This window comes from Vibrio sp. 1249-1 (assembly GCF_033340495.1).
Genome location: NZ_JAWOWJ010000002.1, coordinates 32,150 through 48,741, shown reverse-complemented (window position 1 = coordinate 48,741; position 16,592 = coordinate 32,150). Strand labels below are relative to the sequence as shown.

The following is a 16,592-nucleotide window of genomic DNA, read 5'->3' as shown; positions in this document are numbered from 1 at the left end:
GGCTAGCGATGAATACCGCAACGAGAAACCTCTCAGAAGAGGCGCCTAAGAAGCGTAACAGTAAAGTGTTGCCAGATGGACCAGATTGGACATTTGAGCTGTTAGAGCGATACCACAAAGAAATTAAGCGTGTCGCGGAGCATTATCGCCTAGACACTTACCCTAACCAAATAGAAGTGATTACTTCAGAACAGATGATGGATGCCTATTCAAGTATCGGCATGCCAATCAATTACAATCACTGGTCATTTGGTAAAAAATTCATTCAAACAGAGCAGAACTATAAACATGGTCAAATGGGGCTAGCCTACGAGATTGTAATTAACTCCGACCCTTGTATTGCTTATTTGATGGAAGAAAATACGGTAACAATGCAAGCACTCGTTATAGCGCACGCGTGTTACGGCCATAACTCTTTTTTCAAAGGTAATTACCTATTCCAAACGTGGACTGACGCCAGTTCTATTATCGACTATCTGCTGTTCGCCAAAAAGTATTTAGCCGAGTGTGAAGAACGATATGGCGTAAAAGAAGTGGAAAAACTGCTCGACTCTTGTCACGCGTTAATGAACTTTGGTGTAGACCGCTACAAGCGTCCAGAGAAAATCTCAATTACAGAGGAAAAAGCAAGACAAGAAGAACGCGAAGCATACCTACAATCTCAAGTTAATGAGCTTTGGCGCACGGTACCAACAGCCAAGACGAAAGAGGAAGACATTAAAGAGCGATTCCCAAGCGAGCCTCAGGAAAACTTGCTCTACTTCTTCGAAAAACATGCGCCGTTGCTAGAGCCGTGGCAACGTGAAGTTGTTCGGATCGTCCGTAAGATCAGTCAGTATTTTTATCCGCAAAAACAAACGCAAGTCATGAATGAGGGCTGGGCAACGTTCTGGCACTATACCATACTCAACCATCTTTATGATGAGGGCTTGGTGTCTGAAAAGTTCATTCTAGAGTTCTTACATAGCCACACCAGTGTCGTGGCTCAGCCGCCTTATAACAGTCCTTACTTTAATGGCATTAACCCCTACGCGTTAGGCTTTGCCATGTTCCGAGATATTAAGCGTATCTGCGAAGAACCAACTGATGAGGACAAGGAGTGGTTTCCAGACCTAGCAGGAACCGACTGGTTAGATGCAGTGCATTTCGCGATGCATAATTTCAAAGATGAAAGCTTTATTAGCCAATACCTTTCTCCGAAATTAATGCGTGATTTCAAGCTGTTTGCGATAAACGATGATGATCATAAGAACTTTATTGAAGTCGCTGCGATACACGATGAGATGGGTTATAAACGCATTAGAGAAACCTTAGCCGCTCAGTATAACTTATCTAATCTTGAACCAAACATTCAGGTGTTTAATGTCGATGTCCGTGGTGATCGCTCACTTACGTTGCAGTACGTTCCTCACAACCGCATCCCACTTGATGATAGTTACGAAGAAGTTCTAAAGCACGTGTACCGATTATGGGGCTTTGATGTCATTCTCCAAGAAGTGAAAGACACCGGTCACCGAGAGGTGTTAGCGACCTGCCCTAAACGGAACCAATACGACACTAACATTTAACTAATACCGCGATACGAGTAAAACAAAAAAGGCTCCTAATTCAGGAGCCTTGTTTATTCTTAAATCTATATGAGCATTTGTTACGCTTGCTTTGCAACAATCGCGCGCACGGCTTCTAGGTCTTCGGGCGTATCAACCCCTGCCGCTGGTGCTTCTTTCGCTACCGCCACATGAATTTTTTCACCGTACCAAAGCACTCGCAGTTGCTCAAGACACTCAATCTGCTCTAATGCACTTGGTGCCCAGTTGACATACGTATTAATGAAACCAGCTCGATAAGCATAAATACCAATATGACGCATTAATGGGTTGGCAATAGTTTTGTCTTGTTTAGCAAAGTTATCGCGATCCCAAGGGATGGTTGCTCGACTAAAGTACAACGCATAGCCTTGCTCATCTGCGACAACTTTAACAGCGTTCGGGTTGAACACTTCCTCTTCCGAGTCTATTTCTACAGCTAACGTCGCCATCGGGGCTTCACACCCAGATAAGTTATCAGCAACCTGACGAATGATGGACGGCGGAATCAAAGGCTCATCCCCTTGCACATTAACAATAATGTGGTCTGACGGAATAGCCATCTTTTCAACAACTTCGGCAAGACGCTCCGTACCTGATTCGTGGTGGGGAGAGGTCATACAAACTTTACCACCAAATGACGAAACCGCTTTCGCAACACGCTCGTCATCAGTTGCAACGATGACATCTTCCGCACCCGCTTGTAGCGCTTGTTCATAAACCCACTGAACCATAGGCTTACCACCAATATCCGCTAGCGGTTTACCAGGCAAACGGCTCGATGCGTAGCGCGAAGGGATGACAACCGTAAAAGACATTAGCGTCCCTCATCCATGCTCATAGTGCGAGCTTCAGGCTCTAGCAGAACTGGAATACCCTCTTTGATCGGGTAAGCAAGGCGATCCAATTTGCAGATCAACTCTTGATTATCTTTATCGTACGTCAGCTTACCTTTGCAAACAGGGCAAGCTACAATCTCAAGTAGACGGTGATCCATAAGCCGCTTTAACCTCTTTTATTCTATTTAAAATTTGCTCTGCATCGTTTGATTCAAACTGGGCAGATACAGGCAGATACCACCAATTATCTTGCGCATAATGGCTGCACTTGACGGCATCTTTCTCGGTCATAATCACATTGGTCCCTTGTTGAGCCAATGCTTCTAATTCTTGTTGATCAAAGTCTTGATGGTCAGCAAAACCTTTTGTGACTTTAACATCTGCGTTCATCGAGTTTAGTGTATGAAAAAAACGCGGAGGATGCCCAATGCCCGCAAATGCGACGAGATCTTTCAACTCCGAGACATCCACATGTTGCTTAGTCTTAAGATTAATAGCTTTAGAGGGTGCTAAAGCCATTGCGATTTCGCCCGTATGCGCTTGACCGCCATTGGTGATGATAAAGTCGACTTCTTTAAGTCGCTCAATACCTTCACGTAAAGGACCTAATGGAATCAGGCTTTCATTCCCAAACCGGCGATTCCCATCCACAATCACTAACTCAATATCACGGCCTAACGCATAATGTTGTAATCCATCATCCGTAATTATGATATCCACATCCAAATCTAGCAGTGCTTTCACTGCATTTGAACGCACAGGATCTACCGCAACAGGTGCTCCTGTACGGCGATGAATCAACTTAGGTTCATCGCCACAATGCTTCGCTGGCGTATCTTCTTTTAGCACTAACGGATAGGCAGGAGCCTTTGCCCCATAACCACGAGAAACAACCCCCGGCTTAAAGCCCATTTGCTGTAGTTGCTCAACAAGCCACACAACAACTGGTGTTTTACCATTGCCACCAGCAGTGATATTGCCAACCACAACAACAGGTATAGGCGCATTATAAGCTTGCTTGCGGCCAGTTTGGTATTGCTTTCGCTTTGACTTGCTTATCGCTCCAAATAATAAACTCAGTGGCCACAAAAGCGGCCACAAGAGATATTTTATTGGATGGCTTTCAAACCAGATTTTTTCAATCACCGCGCTTATTCACCAAACTGAATACGGTGCAATTGTGCATACGCACCATTTTTCTCAATAAGCTCAGCGTGGTTGCCACGTTCAATGATGGCACCATCATCAACCACAAGAATTTCATCGGCTTTCTCGATTGTGGATAAGCGGTGCGCTATTACAAGTACCGTTTTGTCTTTTTGCAGCTCATCAAGTGCAGCTTGAATAGCTCGCTCGGATTCGGTATCCAAAGCCGAAGTTGCCTCATCAAGAATCAGCACTGGAGCATCACGCAATAGAGCTCGCGCAATCGCAACACGTTGGCGTTGACCACCAGACAAGCTAGCACCATTTTCACCAATCATGGTATCAAGTCCATCATCCATTTTGCCGATGAACTCCATCGCATGCGCGAGTGTTGCCGCTTTCTCGATATCACTGCGCTCGTATTGGCCATCCGTTGCGTACGCAATATTGTTTGCTATCGTGTCATTAAACAAATGAACATTTTGCGATACTAGTGCAAATTGCTGACGTAAATTCTTTAGCTCGTAATCACGAATATCATGCCCATCTAATGTGATAGATCCACTGTCAACATCATAGAAGCGGTTGAACAAGTTCGCGATGGTACTTTTACCTGAGCCAGAACGGCCAACTAGCGCCACCGTTTTTCCTCTTGGAATATCGAAGCTGACATTTTCCAATGCTGGTTTTTCTGCACCAGTGTAAGTAAAGCTTACGTTTTTAACTGAAACATCGCCATTTGCGCGTTCAACTGTCAACTTACCTTCGTTTTTCTCAGGCTCGAGGTCAATTAACGCGAAGAGCGTTTGGCTCGCGGCCATACCACGTTGGAACTGAGAAGTAACGTTAGTCAGCGCTTTAAGTGGGCGCATCAGACCAAACATTGCAGAGAACACAACAGTAAATGTACCTGGAGTCAGTTGCTCTTTAATCGAATCAATACTTGCTAAATAAAGAACGGCAACAATTGCAAGTGATGCAATCATTTGGATGATAGGGTTAGCCGCCGCTTGAGCCGTCACCAACTTCATGCTTTGTTGACGCATTTGGTTGCTGACTTTTTCAAATCGTTTACGTTCGATGTCTTGGCCGCCATAGCTCAACACAACTTTATGGCCTTTCAGCATCTGCTCTGCTGATGCAGTTACGTTACCCATCATGGTCTGCATATTTTTGGATATTTTTCTAAAACGTTTAGAAACAACACCAATACCCCATGCCACAACGGGAGCAACAGCAAACAGCACTAGCGACAATTGCCAGCTGTTGTAAAACATCAAGACTAACAGACCAATGATACTTGCGCCTTCACGCACAATGCTCACCAACGCTTGGCTAGTTGCCGCTGATACTTGCTCTGAGTCGTAGGTTATACGCGACAATAAGTTGCCCGTCTTTTCCTTATCAAAGTAAGACACTGGCATATGCATAAAGTGATTGAACACCATGCGACGGACTTGCATAACTACGTTGCCAGATACCCAGCTCAAACAGTAGGTGGAGACAAATCCACTTATGCCACGGATGAACATCATGGCAAAAATAATCAATGGAAGCGTGCGTAAAAAATCAGATTCAGCGTTCCCAAAACCTTCATCGAGTAGTGGTTTTAGCAGGGAAATCATATAGGTATCTGATATAGCATTAATAACTAATGCAATGACTGCAACGACAAGACCTGACTTATAAAGGCGAATAAATTGCCATAGACGCTTAAACGTCTGCCAAGTCGTTTCATCAGTATTTATCGACATAGAAGTGCTTTATTTTCTTACATTAAGACTCTCATTCTACTCCCTTACGCAGCATCTGCCTATACCAAGGCTCAAATGTATCGCTACGTTTGGTTTCTGAGCGCCAATTATCACGGTGAATAAAGAAGCTTACCTGACCACCCTCACCAGTATCAAGCCAAGTAACGCCAAGCTTTCGGTATGAAGCAACGACATTTTCCGCTGGCATTCCCCATCGATTGTTTTTTGCTAAAGAAGCAACCGCCACACTCGGGCTCACCGCCTCGATAAATCGAGGATTCGATGAACTTTTACTCCCGTGGTGAGGGACTAGCATCACATCGCTTTGTAACTTTCCGGGTTCTCTAAGCAAAATCCACTCGCTAATGGCCTCAATATCACCAGTAAAAAGCATACTAAAGTTAGAAATAGGGTCAGTAAGTCGTAATACACAGGAGTGCGGATTATACGCACGTTGAACAAGTGCAGGAGGCCAGAGCACTTCCATGTTTAATCCTTGCCATTTCCATTGGTCGCCTCTAGTGCAAGGCTCATATTCGATAAAGAATTGACTACTAAGTTTACGCTGTGGAGAAAAGGCATCTTCAATGAAAAAGCGGCCGCCTGCGTGATCATTATCGGAATGGCTTAGAATCAGTGTATCTATGCTTTCATAACCTCGTTGATGCAAAACCGGAGTGACGACCTGCTCTGCGATACTGCCGCTTTGCCATGCTTTACCAGTGTCATACAGCAACACCTTGTCGTCTTTTTCTACAACCACTGCAAGGCCATGACCTACATCTAATACATCGATACGCCAATGCGGTTCATACTCCGCTGCAAACTTGATACTAATAACGATGCCGAGTAACAAATACCACGCGTACTGAGACATGAACCGTTGAAATATTAAGCAAACCACTATCACCATAACCAGCATTGTCATTTCCATGCTAATGGGTTGCCAAGAACCTACTGCGTACTGTATTGACGTGCTCAATGGCTGTAATGACCAGTCCACCAAATGCCACAGAGGCTTCGCTATCATTTCAAGAAACAAAGATGAGAACAGGGCTAGAAACATCAAAGGTACAACGATAAATCCGAACCAAGGAATAAATACCAAGTTGTAGGCTATTGAGGACAAACTAAAACCGGAGAAGAAATGGCCACTAACAGGTACGATTAAAGCGCTCAACATCAATTGAGTAAGCAATAACGCTTTTAATCGCGCTTTCCAACCTCCCCTTTGATGTCGAATCAAATTAATTGCGAACAATACCGCACAAACGGAGAGGTACGATAACCAAAAGCTCATACTGTAGGATGCAAAAGGTTGGACAAGCAGTTGTAGAGATACTGCAAGCAAAAGAACTCGCCAAGAAGTCCAGTGCACCAGAGTATACTTCAGGAGAACGTAAACAACGCATACCGACACTGCTCGCGTAGTAGGCAGAGAGAAATCCGCTAACCAAGCGTAGGCAACAGCGAAGATCAGCCCATATAAGCTAGGTAACAACTGGTATTGGGGTAATAGATAACGAACGGTACCGCCCACGACTAGCCCAAAAGTAAACGCCATACCAATATGTAAACCAGAAATGGAGACCAAATGCAGTAAACCACTGTCCCTGAGCGCTTGCCAATCTTCCTTAGACAACCAAGAACGGTCAGCAAAAACTAACGCACTTATTAACGAGAAATGATGAAGGGAAGACACATCATCAGCGACATCGGCAATAATGGATTGACGCAGAGATACATTAGAACGAACAATCCACTTAGCATCTTTGTTAACAACCGCTCGGGCGATAATATTTTTACCCATCGCGTGCTTTTCAGCATCAAAGCCAGCTTCGTTGCGTAGACCTGTAATCGGCTTTAACGAGATGGATGTCGTAAACTCACTGTTAACATCGAGTGGAAAAGGCGTAATAAGACGGATTTTAGGTTTAAGAAAAGGTAACAGAGTTTGAGAATTTACCGCTTCTATAGCGACAATACCTTCATAACCGTGACTTATTTGCGTAAAAGGGCTGTCAACTTTACCAATTATGGTAATATTCTCCCCTGCTTGAAAAAGGGCTTGTCTCTGAGACTCCAATACATTGCCGTGGACGATGACAACCATAAAGCCCGCAATTGCGCCTATGCTAATTAAGCCACGACGTAATTTGATTATTGAGCCAGTGGTTATTATTCCCAGCAGCAACCAACGCCAATCTGGTATTGTCGGCCACCAAGCTGACGAGATTACGCTCGCTACAAATAACGCCAAGGTCCAACTTTTTTCTGAGAGAGTCATGCTGTCCTATGCCTAGAAAGCTGATAAAACGCTTCATGCCAGATCATGAATTGATCAAACGCCAAAAAGCATTGAAGGTCTTCGGCAATGTGTTGTACAACCCAAACTTGTGGTGCTTAAACCGCCGCTCGGCATCAGGGGCTTTTGCTGTCGGGTTATTTATGGCTTTTGTTCCGCTGCCGAGCCAAATGATCATGGCCGCTGGTTTGGCCATTATGTTGGGTGTCAATCTGCCCCTCTCCGTCGCTTTGGTATGGATCAGCAATCCTATCACTATGCCTGTGCTATTTTACTTTGCGTACAAGCTAGGTGCTCTAGTGATGCGTCTTCCCCCGCAACCTTTTCACTTTGAACTATCGTGGGAATTCATCATGCAGCAAATGAGCACCATTGGACCTCCATTTCTATTGGGCTGCGCAATTTGTGGGGTTGTATCCGCGATTATTGGCTACTTCGGAATTCGAGGGCTTTGGCGCTACTCGGTGGTACGGAGCTGGCAAAAACGCAAAATAAGATAAGACCTTACTGCGTAAAAATCAGCATTTGAGCTATCAGTTGAGGGGCATCTAACAGTTAGAATGAAACGCGATGTTACTCAAGTCGGATAAATACAAAAAAGGACCGAATTCGGTCCTTTTTGTTTTTCGCATATTGTAAAATAATCAGCTATTTAGAACTCAGTACAGCCGCCGGATTCAACCTTGCGGCACGAGAAGCAGGATACCACGTCGCAAGTAAACTAAGCACTATCGCCGTCACTGACACCAATGCGACATCTGGCCAGTGTAGTTGTGATGGTAAGAAGTCAACAAAGTAAATATCACCCGATAAAAACTGATGACCGATTAAGCTCTCTAGCCCTTTAATTAACGGAGTCAGGTTTAACGCTACTAAGACACCGATAACACTGCCGACGAGACTACCAAATACACCAGAGAATACACCTTGCCAAACAAAGATCCGTTTGATTAGGCTATCTTTTGCTCCCATTGTTCGCAAAATTGCAATTTCCGCCGCTCGGTCTTTCACTGCCATCATCAACGTAGACACAATATTAAAACATGCCACGCCAATCACCAGTACCATCACCAAGTACATAATGGTGCGCACGAGCTGAATATCGCGATACAAAAAACCAAACTTTTGCTGCCAGCTTTTCAAATACACGTAAACATCAACCATGCTACCAACCTCGCGAACAATAGAAGGCGCATTGAGAACATCGTCCGTTTTTAGTGAGATGCCAGTGACCCCTTCCCCTAACCTCGCGTATTGCTGAGCATCCGCTAATGGTACTAACGCTAGAGAGTGGTCGATTTGGCCATTCAACGTTAAGAACCCTGACACTTTCACGCGCACACGCTTAGGAGCCTGCACTTTATTTGCGCCGCCTGTTTGCGGAATCATCAACGTAACGTAATCCCCCACGGCGACATTTAGCTCGTTTGCTACACCTCGGCCTAAGATCACTTGCTGCTGACCAGCATAAAAGTTTTGCCAAGCAGCTTGGTCAATAAAATTCGACAAGCTCGACACCGCTTGCTCGAAAGTAGGCTCTACACCACGAACTTCTATCGCTTTTAGCTTACTGCCTTTTTCTGCCAAACCCGTAAAACGAACATACGGTGCTGCCGCAACAACATGTTCATGTTTTAGAGCTTGATTCATCGTTTTGGTGTAGTCCTGAAGTGGTCCATTAACACCTTCTAACTCGCCGTGTGGGATCACAGACAACACACGCGATTGCAGCTCGCGCTCAAAGCCATTCATTGCAGACAAACCGATAATGATCACAGCAACGCCAACCGCAATACCAATAGTCGAAGAAAGCGATATGAAAGACACCATCTTGTTGCGCTTTTTCGCTCGACTGAAGCGACCACCAATCATCAAAGCTAAAGAGGTAAACAAAACTAGCCCTCCGCAGATGCTGTATCAGTCACAAAACGATCTACGAGCAAACCATCTTGCATGTGCATTTGACGATCCATTTTTGCTGCCAGCTCTTTGTCATGCGTGACAACCAAAAATGCAATGTTTGACTCTTTATTGAGCTCGCGCATCAAATCATAGATAGACAGTGCCGTATTGTGATCTAAGTTCCCCGTAGGTTCATCAGCCAAGACCAGATCAGGTTTATTCACCAATGCACGCGCAATCGCAACACGCTGACGCTCACCGCCCGATAACTCGGAGGGTCTATGTTGCATCCGATGACTCAAACCAACTTTATCTAACAGCGCTTTAGCCGCCTGTTTTGCATCCGCTACTTTAGCACCGCCAATCATCAGTGGCATCGCCACATTTTCAAGCGCAGTAAAGTCAGCCAACAAGTGATGAAACTGGTATACAAAACCAAGGTGCTTGTTGCGTAATGCCGCCTGTTTGTTCGAGCTCAAAGCTGATAGGTTTTGCCCTAGAAAATCAACTTCACCATGAGTTGCGTCATCTAACGCACCTAAAATATGCAATAAGGTACTTTTTCCCGAACCAGAAGAGCCAACAATAGAAACCAACTCCCCTTTGTCGATATCGAAACTTACGCCTTTCAACACTTCCGTATCTAACGAACCCTCTCGGTAGACTTTACGAATATCACGACATTCTAATAGCTTATTCATAGCGAAGTGCCTCAGCAGGTTTAACAGAAGATGCTCGATAAGAAGGATAAAGCGTAGCAGCAAGGCTAAGAGCAATCGCCAATACCACCACTAAAAGAATTTGCAGTGAATCAATCAAGATGGGTAGATGACCACCAAAGCTGAATAGCGCCACACCAGCAGATTCAAGAATCGCATTTAGATTAAGTGACAAGATCACGCCCGCAGCGCCACCAACAATCGCGCCAATTACACCACTGCTTGCACCTTGCACCATGAAAATGGTCATCACTTGAGATTGAGTCATGCCTTGAGTTTTCAATATTGCAACTTCTGATTGCTTCTCCATTACCACCATGATTAAAGCGGAGATAATATTGAATGCAGCGACACCCACAATTAGACCTAGCATAAGTCCCATCATGTTCTTTTCCATTTTCACCGCTTGGAAAAGCTCACCACGCTGTTCGCGCCAATCACTCCATTCCCATCCATCAGGCATGGGTTGGTCAGCAAAATCCGTTACCATAAATGGGTCAGAGAAAAAGACACGCCAACCAGAAACCGTGTCTTTAGGGAAACGCATCAGCTTAGATGCATCCGTCATGTTCACAATCATTAATTGACCATCAACGTCCGATCCCGTATTGAAAATGCCTGAGACAGTAAAGTTTCGCTGGCTAGGAATACGGCCAAGTGGGGTAAACTGCGTTGCGTTGGTCACCATCAAGCGCACTTTATCCCCGATTGAGACCTTTAGTGAACGCGCCAAACTGTGACCCAAAAATACATTGTAGTCACCTGCTTGAAGTGACGATAATCGTCCGGCAATCAAATGGTTGCTAATCGGATCGCCTTTCTTAGGTTCAATACCGATGAGGTAACCAGCCGTCAGCTGTGCAGAACTCTGAATAACAGCCTCTCCTCTAACGATAGGCTCCGGCTGAGATTCACTCGACATCGCTTGAACAAATGGAGGGGCAGACTCGGTCATAGGCGTTTTTCCATCGTGTTGCGAAACAACGGCATGAGGTAGCACACCTAAAATGCGTTCTTTTAACTGCGATTCAAACCCGTTCATCACAGAAAGAACCGTCACCAACGCCATTACACCGATCGTAATACCCGCCGTCGACATATAAGAAACAAATCGGCTGAACCTATCTCCAGAGCGTCCCCGAAGATACCTTAAGCCAATAAACAATGAGATAGGATGATACATATAAGACAAACCAACTGGTTGTTTTGATATAAAGCTTTAGCGGATTATCTTACCTTACTCTTCTCATTAAGAAGACAAGAGAATCGCTAAATTTGTCAACGACATGCAATAAGTCTGTATTTAGGGCAAAAAGTTCAAGGACAAATCAGCTAAACTTGATAACTTCATTCAGTTAGCGATAATCAGTGCCCTATTTCTCTTTGTTTGTTGAGTGAACAGGGAGCGCTCACTGGCAAAAGGATCGACTATATGACAGAGCAAGAATACTTTACCGTCCATCATAACCTCACCATCAACGTCGAAACGTTGAGTGCGGACTTTGCTTTGCCAGATGAAGAAACATTTGCCTCCGAAATTCCAGCACCATTTATTGTCGCCAGTGAATTTAGTCACTTAGATATGTTGGCAGACAACGCGCGTCTAGAGCTGAAAAACAAAGAGTTAAAGCATGTGATCAACTTGCTTGATACGCAAAACGCGAAACTTAACCTCTTGTTGAGCTTTATGCTTTCACAACAAGATGACGCCTCCATTCGATATCAAACGACGCAGTTTGGTGCTAGTCAACTCAGTTTCCGCTCAGATACAGCGTTAACTACTCAACAACTCGTTCGTGTTAAACTGTTCCTCGATCACCCTGCTGCGGCGATTTACTGTTACGCTCAAGTAGAAGAATGTGATGCTTCAGAGCAAGATTTCATTATCACGCTTAGATACAAGATGCTCCGAGAATCTGATCAAGATTTACTGATAAAGGCGGCACTGTATCAACAACAAAAACTTTTACGTCAGCGCTCGATGGAGCGAGATAAAAAATAATTCCTATGACAAAAGCAACGATTCTTTCCGTCACCAACCCTTCAGAGCGTGGCGACAAAAAACAGCTAGGTAATTTGCCGGGCGCAGCTCTACCTCTAGCCATTGCAGAGCTAGCCAAGCAGCATTCGAGTCACTCTCTACTCGTTGTGCCTGACCCGCAAATTGCTTTAAAGCTTCAGGCAGAGATTGAGCAATTCACCGACCAAACGGTAAGCCTGTTCCCCGACTGGGAAACGCTGCCTTACGATAACTTTTCTCCGCATCAAGAAATCATCTCTGAACGTATCGCACGCCTATACCAACTGCCAAGTCAACGTGATGGCATAACCATCGTCCCGGTCAGTACAGTATTGCAACGCCAATCGCCACGTGATTTTTTGTTGCAACACACTTTAATGGTGAAAACTGGTGATCGAATCTCGCTAGAGAAGTTACGTGTACAACTTGAAAATTCAGGCTACCGCCATGTAGATCAAGTATTTGGGCCAGGTGAATATGCAAGTCGTGGGTCTATTCTGGATCTCTTTCCTATGGGCAGCAATGACCCGTACCGCATCGACTTCTTTGATGATGAAATAGATACCATTCGCACGTTTGATCCAGAGAACCAACGCTCTATCGACGATATTCAGCAAATCCAATTGCTGCCTGCACATGAGTTCCCAACCACTAAAGAAGCGATTGAAGATTTCCGTACACGTTGGCGCACCCAGTTCGACGCACGCCGCGAGCCTGAATCAATCTACATGCAAGTGACCAAAGGCACGTGGCCCGCTGGTATTGAGTATTGGCAGCCGCTGTTTTTTGACCATACCGAGACTTTATTTGAATATTTGCCAGAAGACTCTCAAGTCATCACATATGGTGATATCGAATCTGCGGTCGATACTTTCTTAACCGATGTCGAATATCGATACGACCAGAAAAAAGTTGATCCGCTACGTCCTCTTTTGACTCCTGAACAGCTTTGGTTGAAAAAAGACGAACTTTTCAGTCAACTAAAACAGCTCCCTATCGCTCAATTGAGCCTAGATAAAGTGGTTAAGCGTGCCGGTCGTCAAAACCTACCAGTACAATCGTTAGCCGAGCTTGGCGTTCAGCAACAAAATAAAGAGCCGCTCTCGCTCCTTCGTCAGTTTAGTGAGCAATTCAGCGGCAAAATCGTTTTCTCGGTAGAGTCAGAAGGTCGTCGTGAAGCACTAACGGAGCTGTTGCAAGGCATCAAAGTTCGGCCAGTCGTACATGGCTCACTTTACCAAGCTCTAGACTCGGGTGATCGATTCAGCTTGGTCTTAGGCGCAGCAGAGCATGGTTTCATTCACGAAGAGCTGAACTTCGCTCTGATCTGTGAAAGTGATCTACTCGGTGACCGTGTTATCCAGCGACGCCGCAAAGATAAAAAAGCCGTCAACAGTGACACCGTTATTCGCCACCTTGCGGAACTAAAACCCGGCCAACCTGTGGTTCATATTGATCACGGTATTGGCCGCTACATCGGTTTACAAACACTTGAAGCCGGTGGTATGAAAACGGAATACGTCACCCTTGAGTATCAAAACGATGCCAAGCTCTACGTGCCAGTTTCATCACTGAATCTTATCAGCCGTTATTCTGGCGGCACTGAAGAGAGTGCGCCACTGCATAAATTAGGTGGTGAAGCGTGGGCAAAAGCACGTCGTAAAGCGGCAGAAAAAGTGCGTGATGTCGCGGCAGAATTGCTGGATGTGTATGCAAAACGAGAATTAAAACCTGGCTTCAAATTTGAGCTAGATCGTGGGCAATACGCAACATTTAAAGCAACATTCACGTTTGAAGAAACAGATGACCAAGCGATGGCCATCAATGCCGTATTGTCAGACATGTGCCAGGCAAAAGCGATGGATCGCTTAGTATGTGGTGACGTGGGCTTTGGTAAAACGGAAGTCGCTATGCGCGCAGCATTTGTCGCAACGGATAATAGTAAACAGGTCGCCGTACTCGTACCAACAACCTTGCTTGCTCAGCAGCATTTCGAAAACTTCCGTGACCGTTTTGCCAACTTACCAATCCGAGTTGAAGTACTGTCTCGTTTTAAATCTGCCAAAGAACAAAAAGTCATTTTGCAAGACGTTGCCGATGGTAAAGTCGATATTGTCGTTGGTACGCATAAGCTGCTTTCGAGCGACATTAAATTCAAAGATTTAGGTTTGTTGATCGTTGATGAGGAACACCGCTTCGGGGTTCGTCAAAAAGAAAAGGTCAAAGCAATGCGTGCGGATGTGGACATTCTTACCCTCACCGCAACACCAATTCCACGCACACTGAATATGGCAATGAGTGGCATGCGAGACCTGTCGATCATCGCTACACCTCCTGCACGCCGTTTAGCCATTAAAACCTTTGTTCGACAAAAAGAAGAGCCAGTGGTCCGTGAAGCGGTACTGCGTGAAATTATGCGTGGTGGTCAGGTTTACTTCCTGCACAATCAGGTTGAAACCATTGAAAAAACGGCAGAAGACTTACAGAAACTCATCCCAGAGGCACGCATTACCGTGGCTCATGGTCAAATGCGCGAGCGCGAACTTGAGCGAATCATGAATGACTTCTACCATCAGCGCTTTAATGTGTTGGTGTGTACAACCATCATCGAAACCGGTATCGACGTACCAACGGCAAATACCATAATCATGGATCGTGCGGACAATCTTGGCTTGGCGCAGTTGCATCAATTGCGTGGCCGTGTTGGACGTTCACACCATCAGGCCTATGCTTACTTATTAACGCCACATCCAAAAGCCATGACCAAAGATGCCATCAAGCGTCTTGATGCGATTGCTTCACTGGAAGACTTAGGTGCTGGCTTTACGTTAGCAACCCACGATTTAGAAATCCGTGGTGCTGGTGAGCTGCTTGGTGATGAGCAAAGTGGGCAAATTCAATCCGTTGGTTTTACACTTTATATGGAAATGCTGGAACAAGCAGTGCAAGCATTAAAAGAAGGCAAGGAGCCATCTTTGGATGAGCTGCTTCGTGAGCAAACTGAAGTGGAAATGCGAATCCCAGCGCTCTTACCAGATGATTACATTCCGGATGTAAACACACGACTGTCGATGTACAAACGCATTGCGAGTGTCACAAGCAGTGATGAACTATCAGAGCTAAAAGTGGAACTGATTGATCGCTTTGGTCTGCTTCCAGACGCAACAAAGAACTTACTTGCCGTCTCAGAATTGAAAATTTCGGCTGGTAGTTTAAAAGCGAAAAAGATAGAAGCCCATGATAAAGGTGGATTTATCGAGTTTTACCCTGATGCTGACATAAATCCAGCGTATTTAGTTAAACTGCTGCAATCACAGCCGCAAAAATTTGCAATGGAAGGTCCAACTAAGTTCAAGTTTAGCGTACCATTGGTGGACCGACGTAAACGCATTCAGTTTGTTCAAGACTTACTGAATGATTTTAAACAGAATTTATTACCAACGAGCTAATAGTCGAATGAGAATACTGATCCCGTTATTGCTTCTATGTGTCTCAATGCCCTCTTGGGCACAGCGCCAATTTGATATTGAAGTGATCATTTTCAAGCGAGCAGTCGACGCTGAAAGCACAACAGAATCTTGGCCGAATCAACTGCCAAAAATCGATATGGAAAATGTCGGTAGCCTAGAGAGTGAATCCTACCGCCGCTCTAAAGGCGTGACACTTTTGCCAAGTTCTTCTTTCCGTCTCAACGCGCAAGAAGCGGCACTAAATAATCATGCCGGCTTTAAAGTGCTTAAACACGTAGCCTGGCGTCAAGGTGACCGAGGTAAATCTAGCGCCCCAATTTTCCGCATCGTTGGCGGGCGAGATTTCTCTGATTCTTATCAAGCAGATGGCCGCCCAATCAATGGCAATCAAACATTTTCCAGCGACGGTTACAGTGAAGAGACGGTCAATGGTCCTTTATATGAACTAGATGGTCGATTCCAAATATACGTACAGCATTACCTCTTCGCCGAAACAACACTAGATCTGCGCGAACCAAGTGTTAGAGAGGTGCGTTTTGAACCAACCTCAACAGAGCAATTGGCGGATGACTTAGGTGAAGTAGATGGTAACGTCCAACTCGGTAACTTGGCAGAAATATCGCCGACAGTAACCGAAGAGAAATTCCTGAAGAGTTATCGAATGGATCAAAAACGTCGTATGCGTAGCAGCGAGACTCATTACCTAGATAACCCGTTGATGGGTATGATCATTCAAGTTCGTCGGGTTCGATAAGCACGAGCGGTTCGACAAAGCGCAGCAAAGCTGCGCTTTGTTTTTATCTGCTATACCTCAGTTATTCCTAACCAACGCAGAGCAAGGAAAATAGCTG

13 protein-coding genes are annotated in these 16,592 nt (G+C 45.1%); 5 read left to right on the top strand and 8 right to left on the bottom strand.

Annotated features, from left to right (window positions below; all coding sequences use genetic code 11):
• Positions 1 to 8: 8 nt before the first annotated feature.
• The gene (locus R7Z50_RS03730) at positions 9 to 1,568 is read left to right on the top strand and encodes a SpoVR family protein (RefSeq protein WP_213915092.1); all 1,560 of its coding nucleotides are present in this window, start codon (positions 9 to 11) and stop codon (positions 1,566 to 1,568) included.
• A gap of 80 nt (positions 1,569 to 1,648) precedes the next feature.
• Here R7Z50_RS03730 and kdsB read toward each other — a convergent pair whose 3' ends face one another.
• From kdsB to R7Z50_RS03705, 5 genes are read right to left on the bottom strand one after another with little or no spacing between them, the layout of a single operon-like run.
• Positions 1,649 to 2,404: a 3-deoxy-manno-octulosonate cytidylyltransferase gene (gene kdsB, locus R7Z50_RS03725; RefSeq protein WP_005378450.1), complete on the bottom strand. Its 756-nt coding sequence runs from the start codon at positions 2,402 to 2,404 to the stop codon at positions 1,649 to 1,651.
• Positions 2,404 to 2,583 carry a Trm112 family protein gene (locus tag R7Z50_RS03720; RefSeq protein WP_005378451.1) on the bottom strand — a complete coding sequence of 60 codons (180 nt, stop codon included), beginning with the start codon at positions 2,581 to 2,583 and terminating at the stop codon, positions 2,404 to 2,406. The genes kdsB and R7Z50_RS03720 overlap by 1 nt, the downstream gene beginning before the upstream one ends.
• Positions 2,564 to 3,571: a tetraacyldisaccharide 4'-kinase gene (gene lpxK, locus R7Z50_RS03715; RefSeq protein WP_054729263.1), complete on the bottom strand. Its 1,008-nt coding sequence runs from the start codon at positions 3,569 to 3,571 to the stop codon at positions 2,564 to 2,566. The genes R7Z50_RS03720 and lpxK overlap by 20 nt, the downstream gene beginning before the upstream one ends.
• Positions 3,572 to 3,576: 5 nt before the next feature.
• Positions 3,577 to 5,325, bottom strand: a complete 1,749-nt coding sequence (gene msbA / locus R7Z50_RS03710) for a lipid A ABC transporter ATP-binding protein/permease MsbA (RefSeq protein WP_042522131.1) — start codon at positions 5,323 to 5,325, stop codon at positions 3,577 to 3,579.
• A 31-nt stretch (positions 5,326 to 5,356) separates the two neighbouring features.
• Positions 5,357 to 7,612 (bottom strand): DNA internalization-related competence protein ComEC/Rec2, encoded by a 2,256-nt coding sequence (locus tag R7Z50_RS03705; RefSeq protein ID WP_042522133.1) that lies wholly within the window; start codon positions 7,610 to 7,612, stop codon positions 5,357 to 5,359.
• Between the two features lie 8 nt (positions 7,613 to 7,620).
• Between R7Z50_RS03705 and R7Z50_RS03700 the strand changes: the two genes are divergently transcribed.
• Positions 7,621 to 8,130, top strand: a complete 510-nt coding sequence (locus tag R7Z50_RS03700; protein ID WP_005387834.1) for a DUF2062 domain-containing protein — start codon at positions 7,621 to 7,623, stop codon at positions 8,128 to 8,130.
• Positions 8,131 to 8,278: 148 nt separating this feature from the next.
• Here R7Z50_RS03700 and lolE read toward each other — a convergent pair whose 3' ends face one another.
• Genes lolE through lolC form a run of 3 tightly spaced genes read right to left on the bottom strand, consistent with a single transcriptional unit; the run spans position 8,279 to position 11,434 of the window.
• Positions 8,279 to 9,523 carry a lipoprotein-releasing ABC transporter permease subunit LolE gene (lolE, locus tag R7Z50_RS03695; protein WP_033905042.1) on the bottom strand — a complete coding sequence of 415 codons (1,245 nt, stop codon included), beginning with the start codon at positions 9,521 to 9,523 and terminating at the stop codon, positions 8,279 to 8,281.
• Positions 9,524 to 9,525: 2 nt separating this feature from the next.
• On the bottom strand, positions 9,526 to 10,233 hold the full coding sequence (lolD, locus tag R7Z50_RS03690; RefSeq protein ID WP_005378457.1) for a lipoprotein-releasing ABC transporter ATP-binding protein LolD: 708 nt from the start codon (positions 10,231 to 10,233) through the stop codon (positions 9,526 to 9,528).
• Positions 10,226 to 11,434, bottom strand: a complete 1,209-nt coding sequence (lolC, locus tag R7Z50_RS03685) for a lipoprotein-releasing ABC transporter permease subunit LolC (RefSeq protein WP_031778997.1) — start codon at positions 11,432 to 11,434, stop codon at positions 10,226 to 10,228. Before lolC ends, lolD begins: the two co-directional genes overlap by 8 nt.
• A 249-nt stretch (positions 11,435 to 11,683) precedes the next feature.
• Between lolC and R7Z50_RS03680 the strand changes: the two genes are divergently transcribed.
• From R7Z50_RS03680 to R7Z50_RS03670, 3 genes are read left to right on the top strand one after another with little or no spacing between them, the layout of a single operon-like run.
• Positions 11,684 to 12,253 carry a hypothetical protein gene (locus R7Z50_RS03680; protein ID WP_017634743.1) on the top strand — a complete coding sequence of 190 codons (570 nt, stop codon included), beginning with the start codon at positions 11,684 to 11,686 and terminating at the stop codon, positions 12,251 to 12,253.
• A gap of 5 nt (positions 12,254 to 12,258) precedes the next feature.
• Positions 12,259 to 15,720, top strand: coding sequence for a transcription-repair coupling factor (gene mfd / locus R7Z50_RS03675; RefSeq protein ID WP_318148885.1), 3,462 nt, complete (start codon positions 12,259 to 12,261; stop codon positions 15,718 to 15,720).
• A gap of 7 nt (positions 15,721 to 15,727) precedes the next feature.
• Entirely contained in the window at positions 15,728 to 16,495 is a 768-nt protein-coding gene (locus R7Z50_RS03670; RefSeq protein WP_085569621.1) for a peptidoglycan binding protein CsiV, read from the top strand.
• Positions 16,496 to 16,592 lie beyond the last annotated feature (97 nt).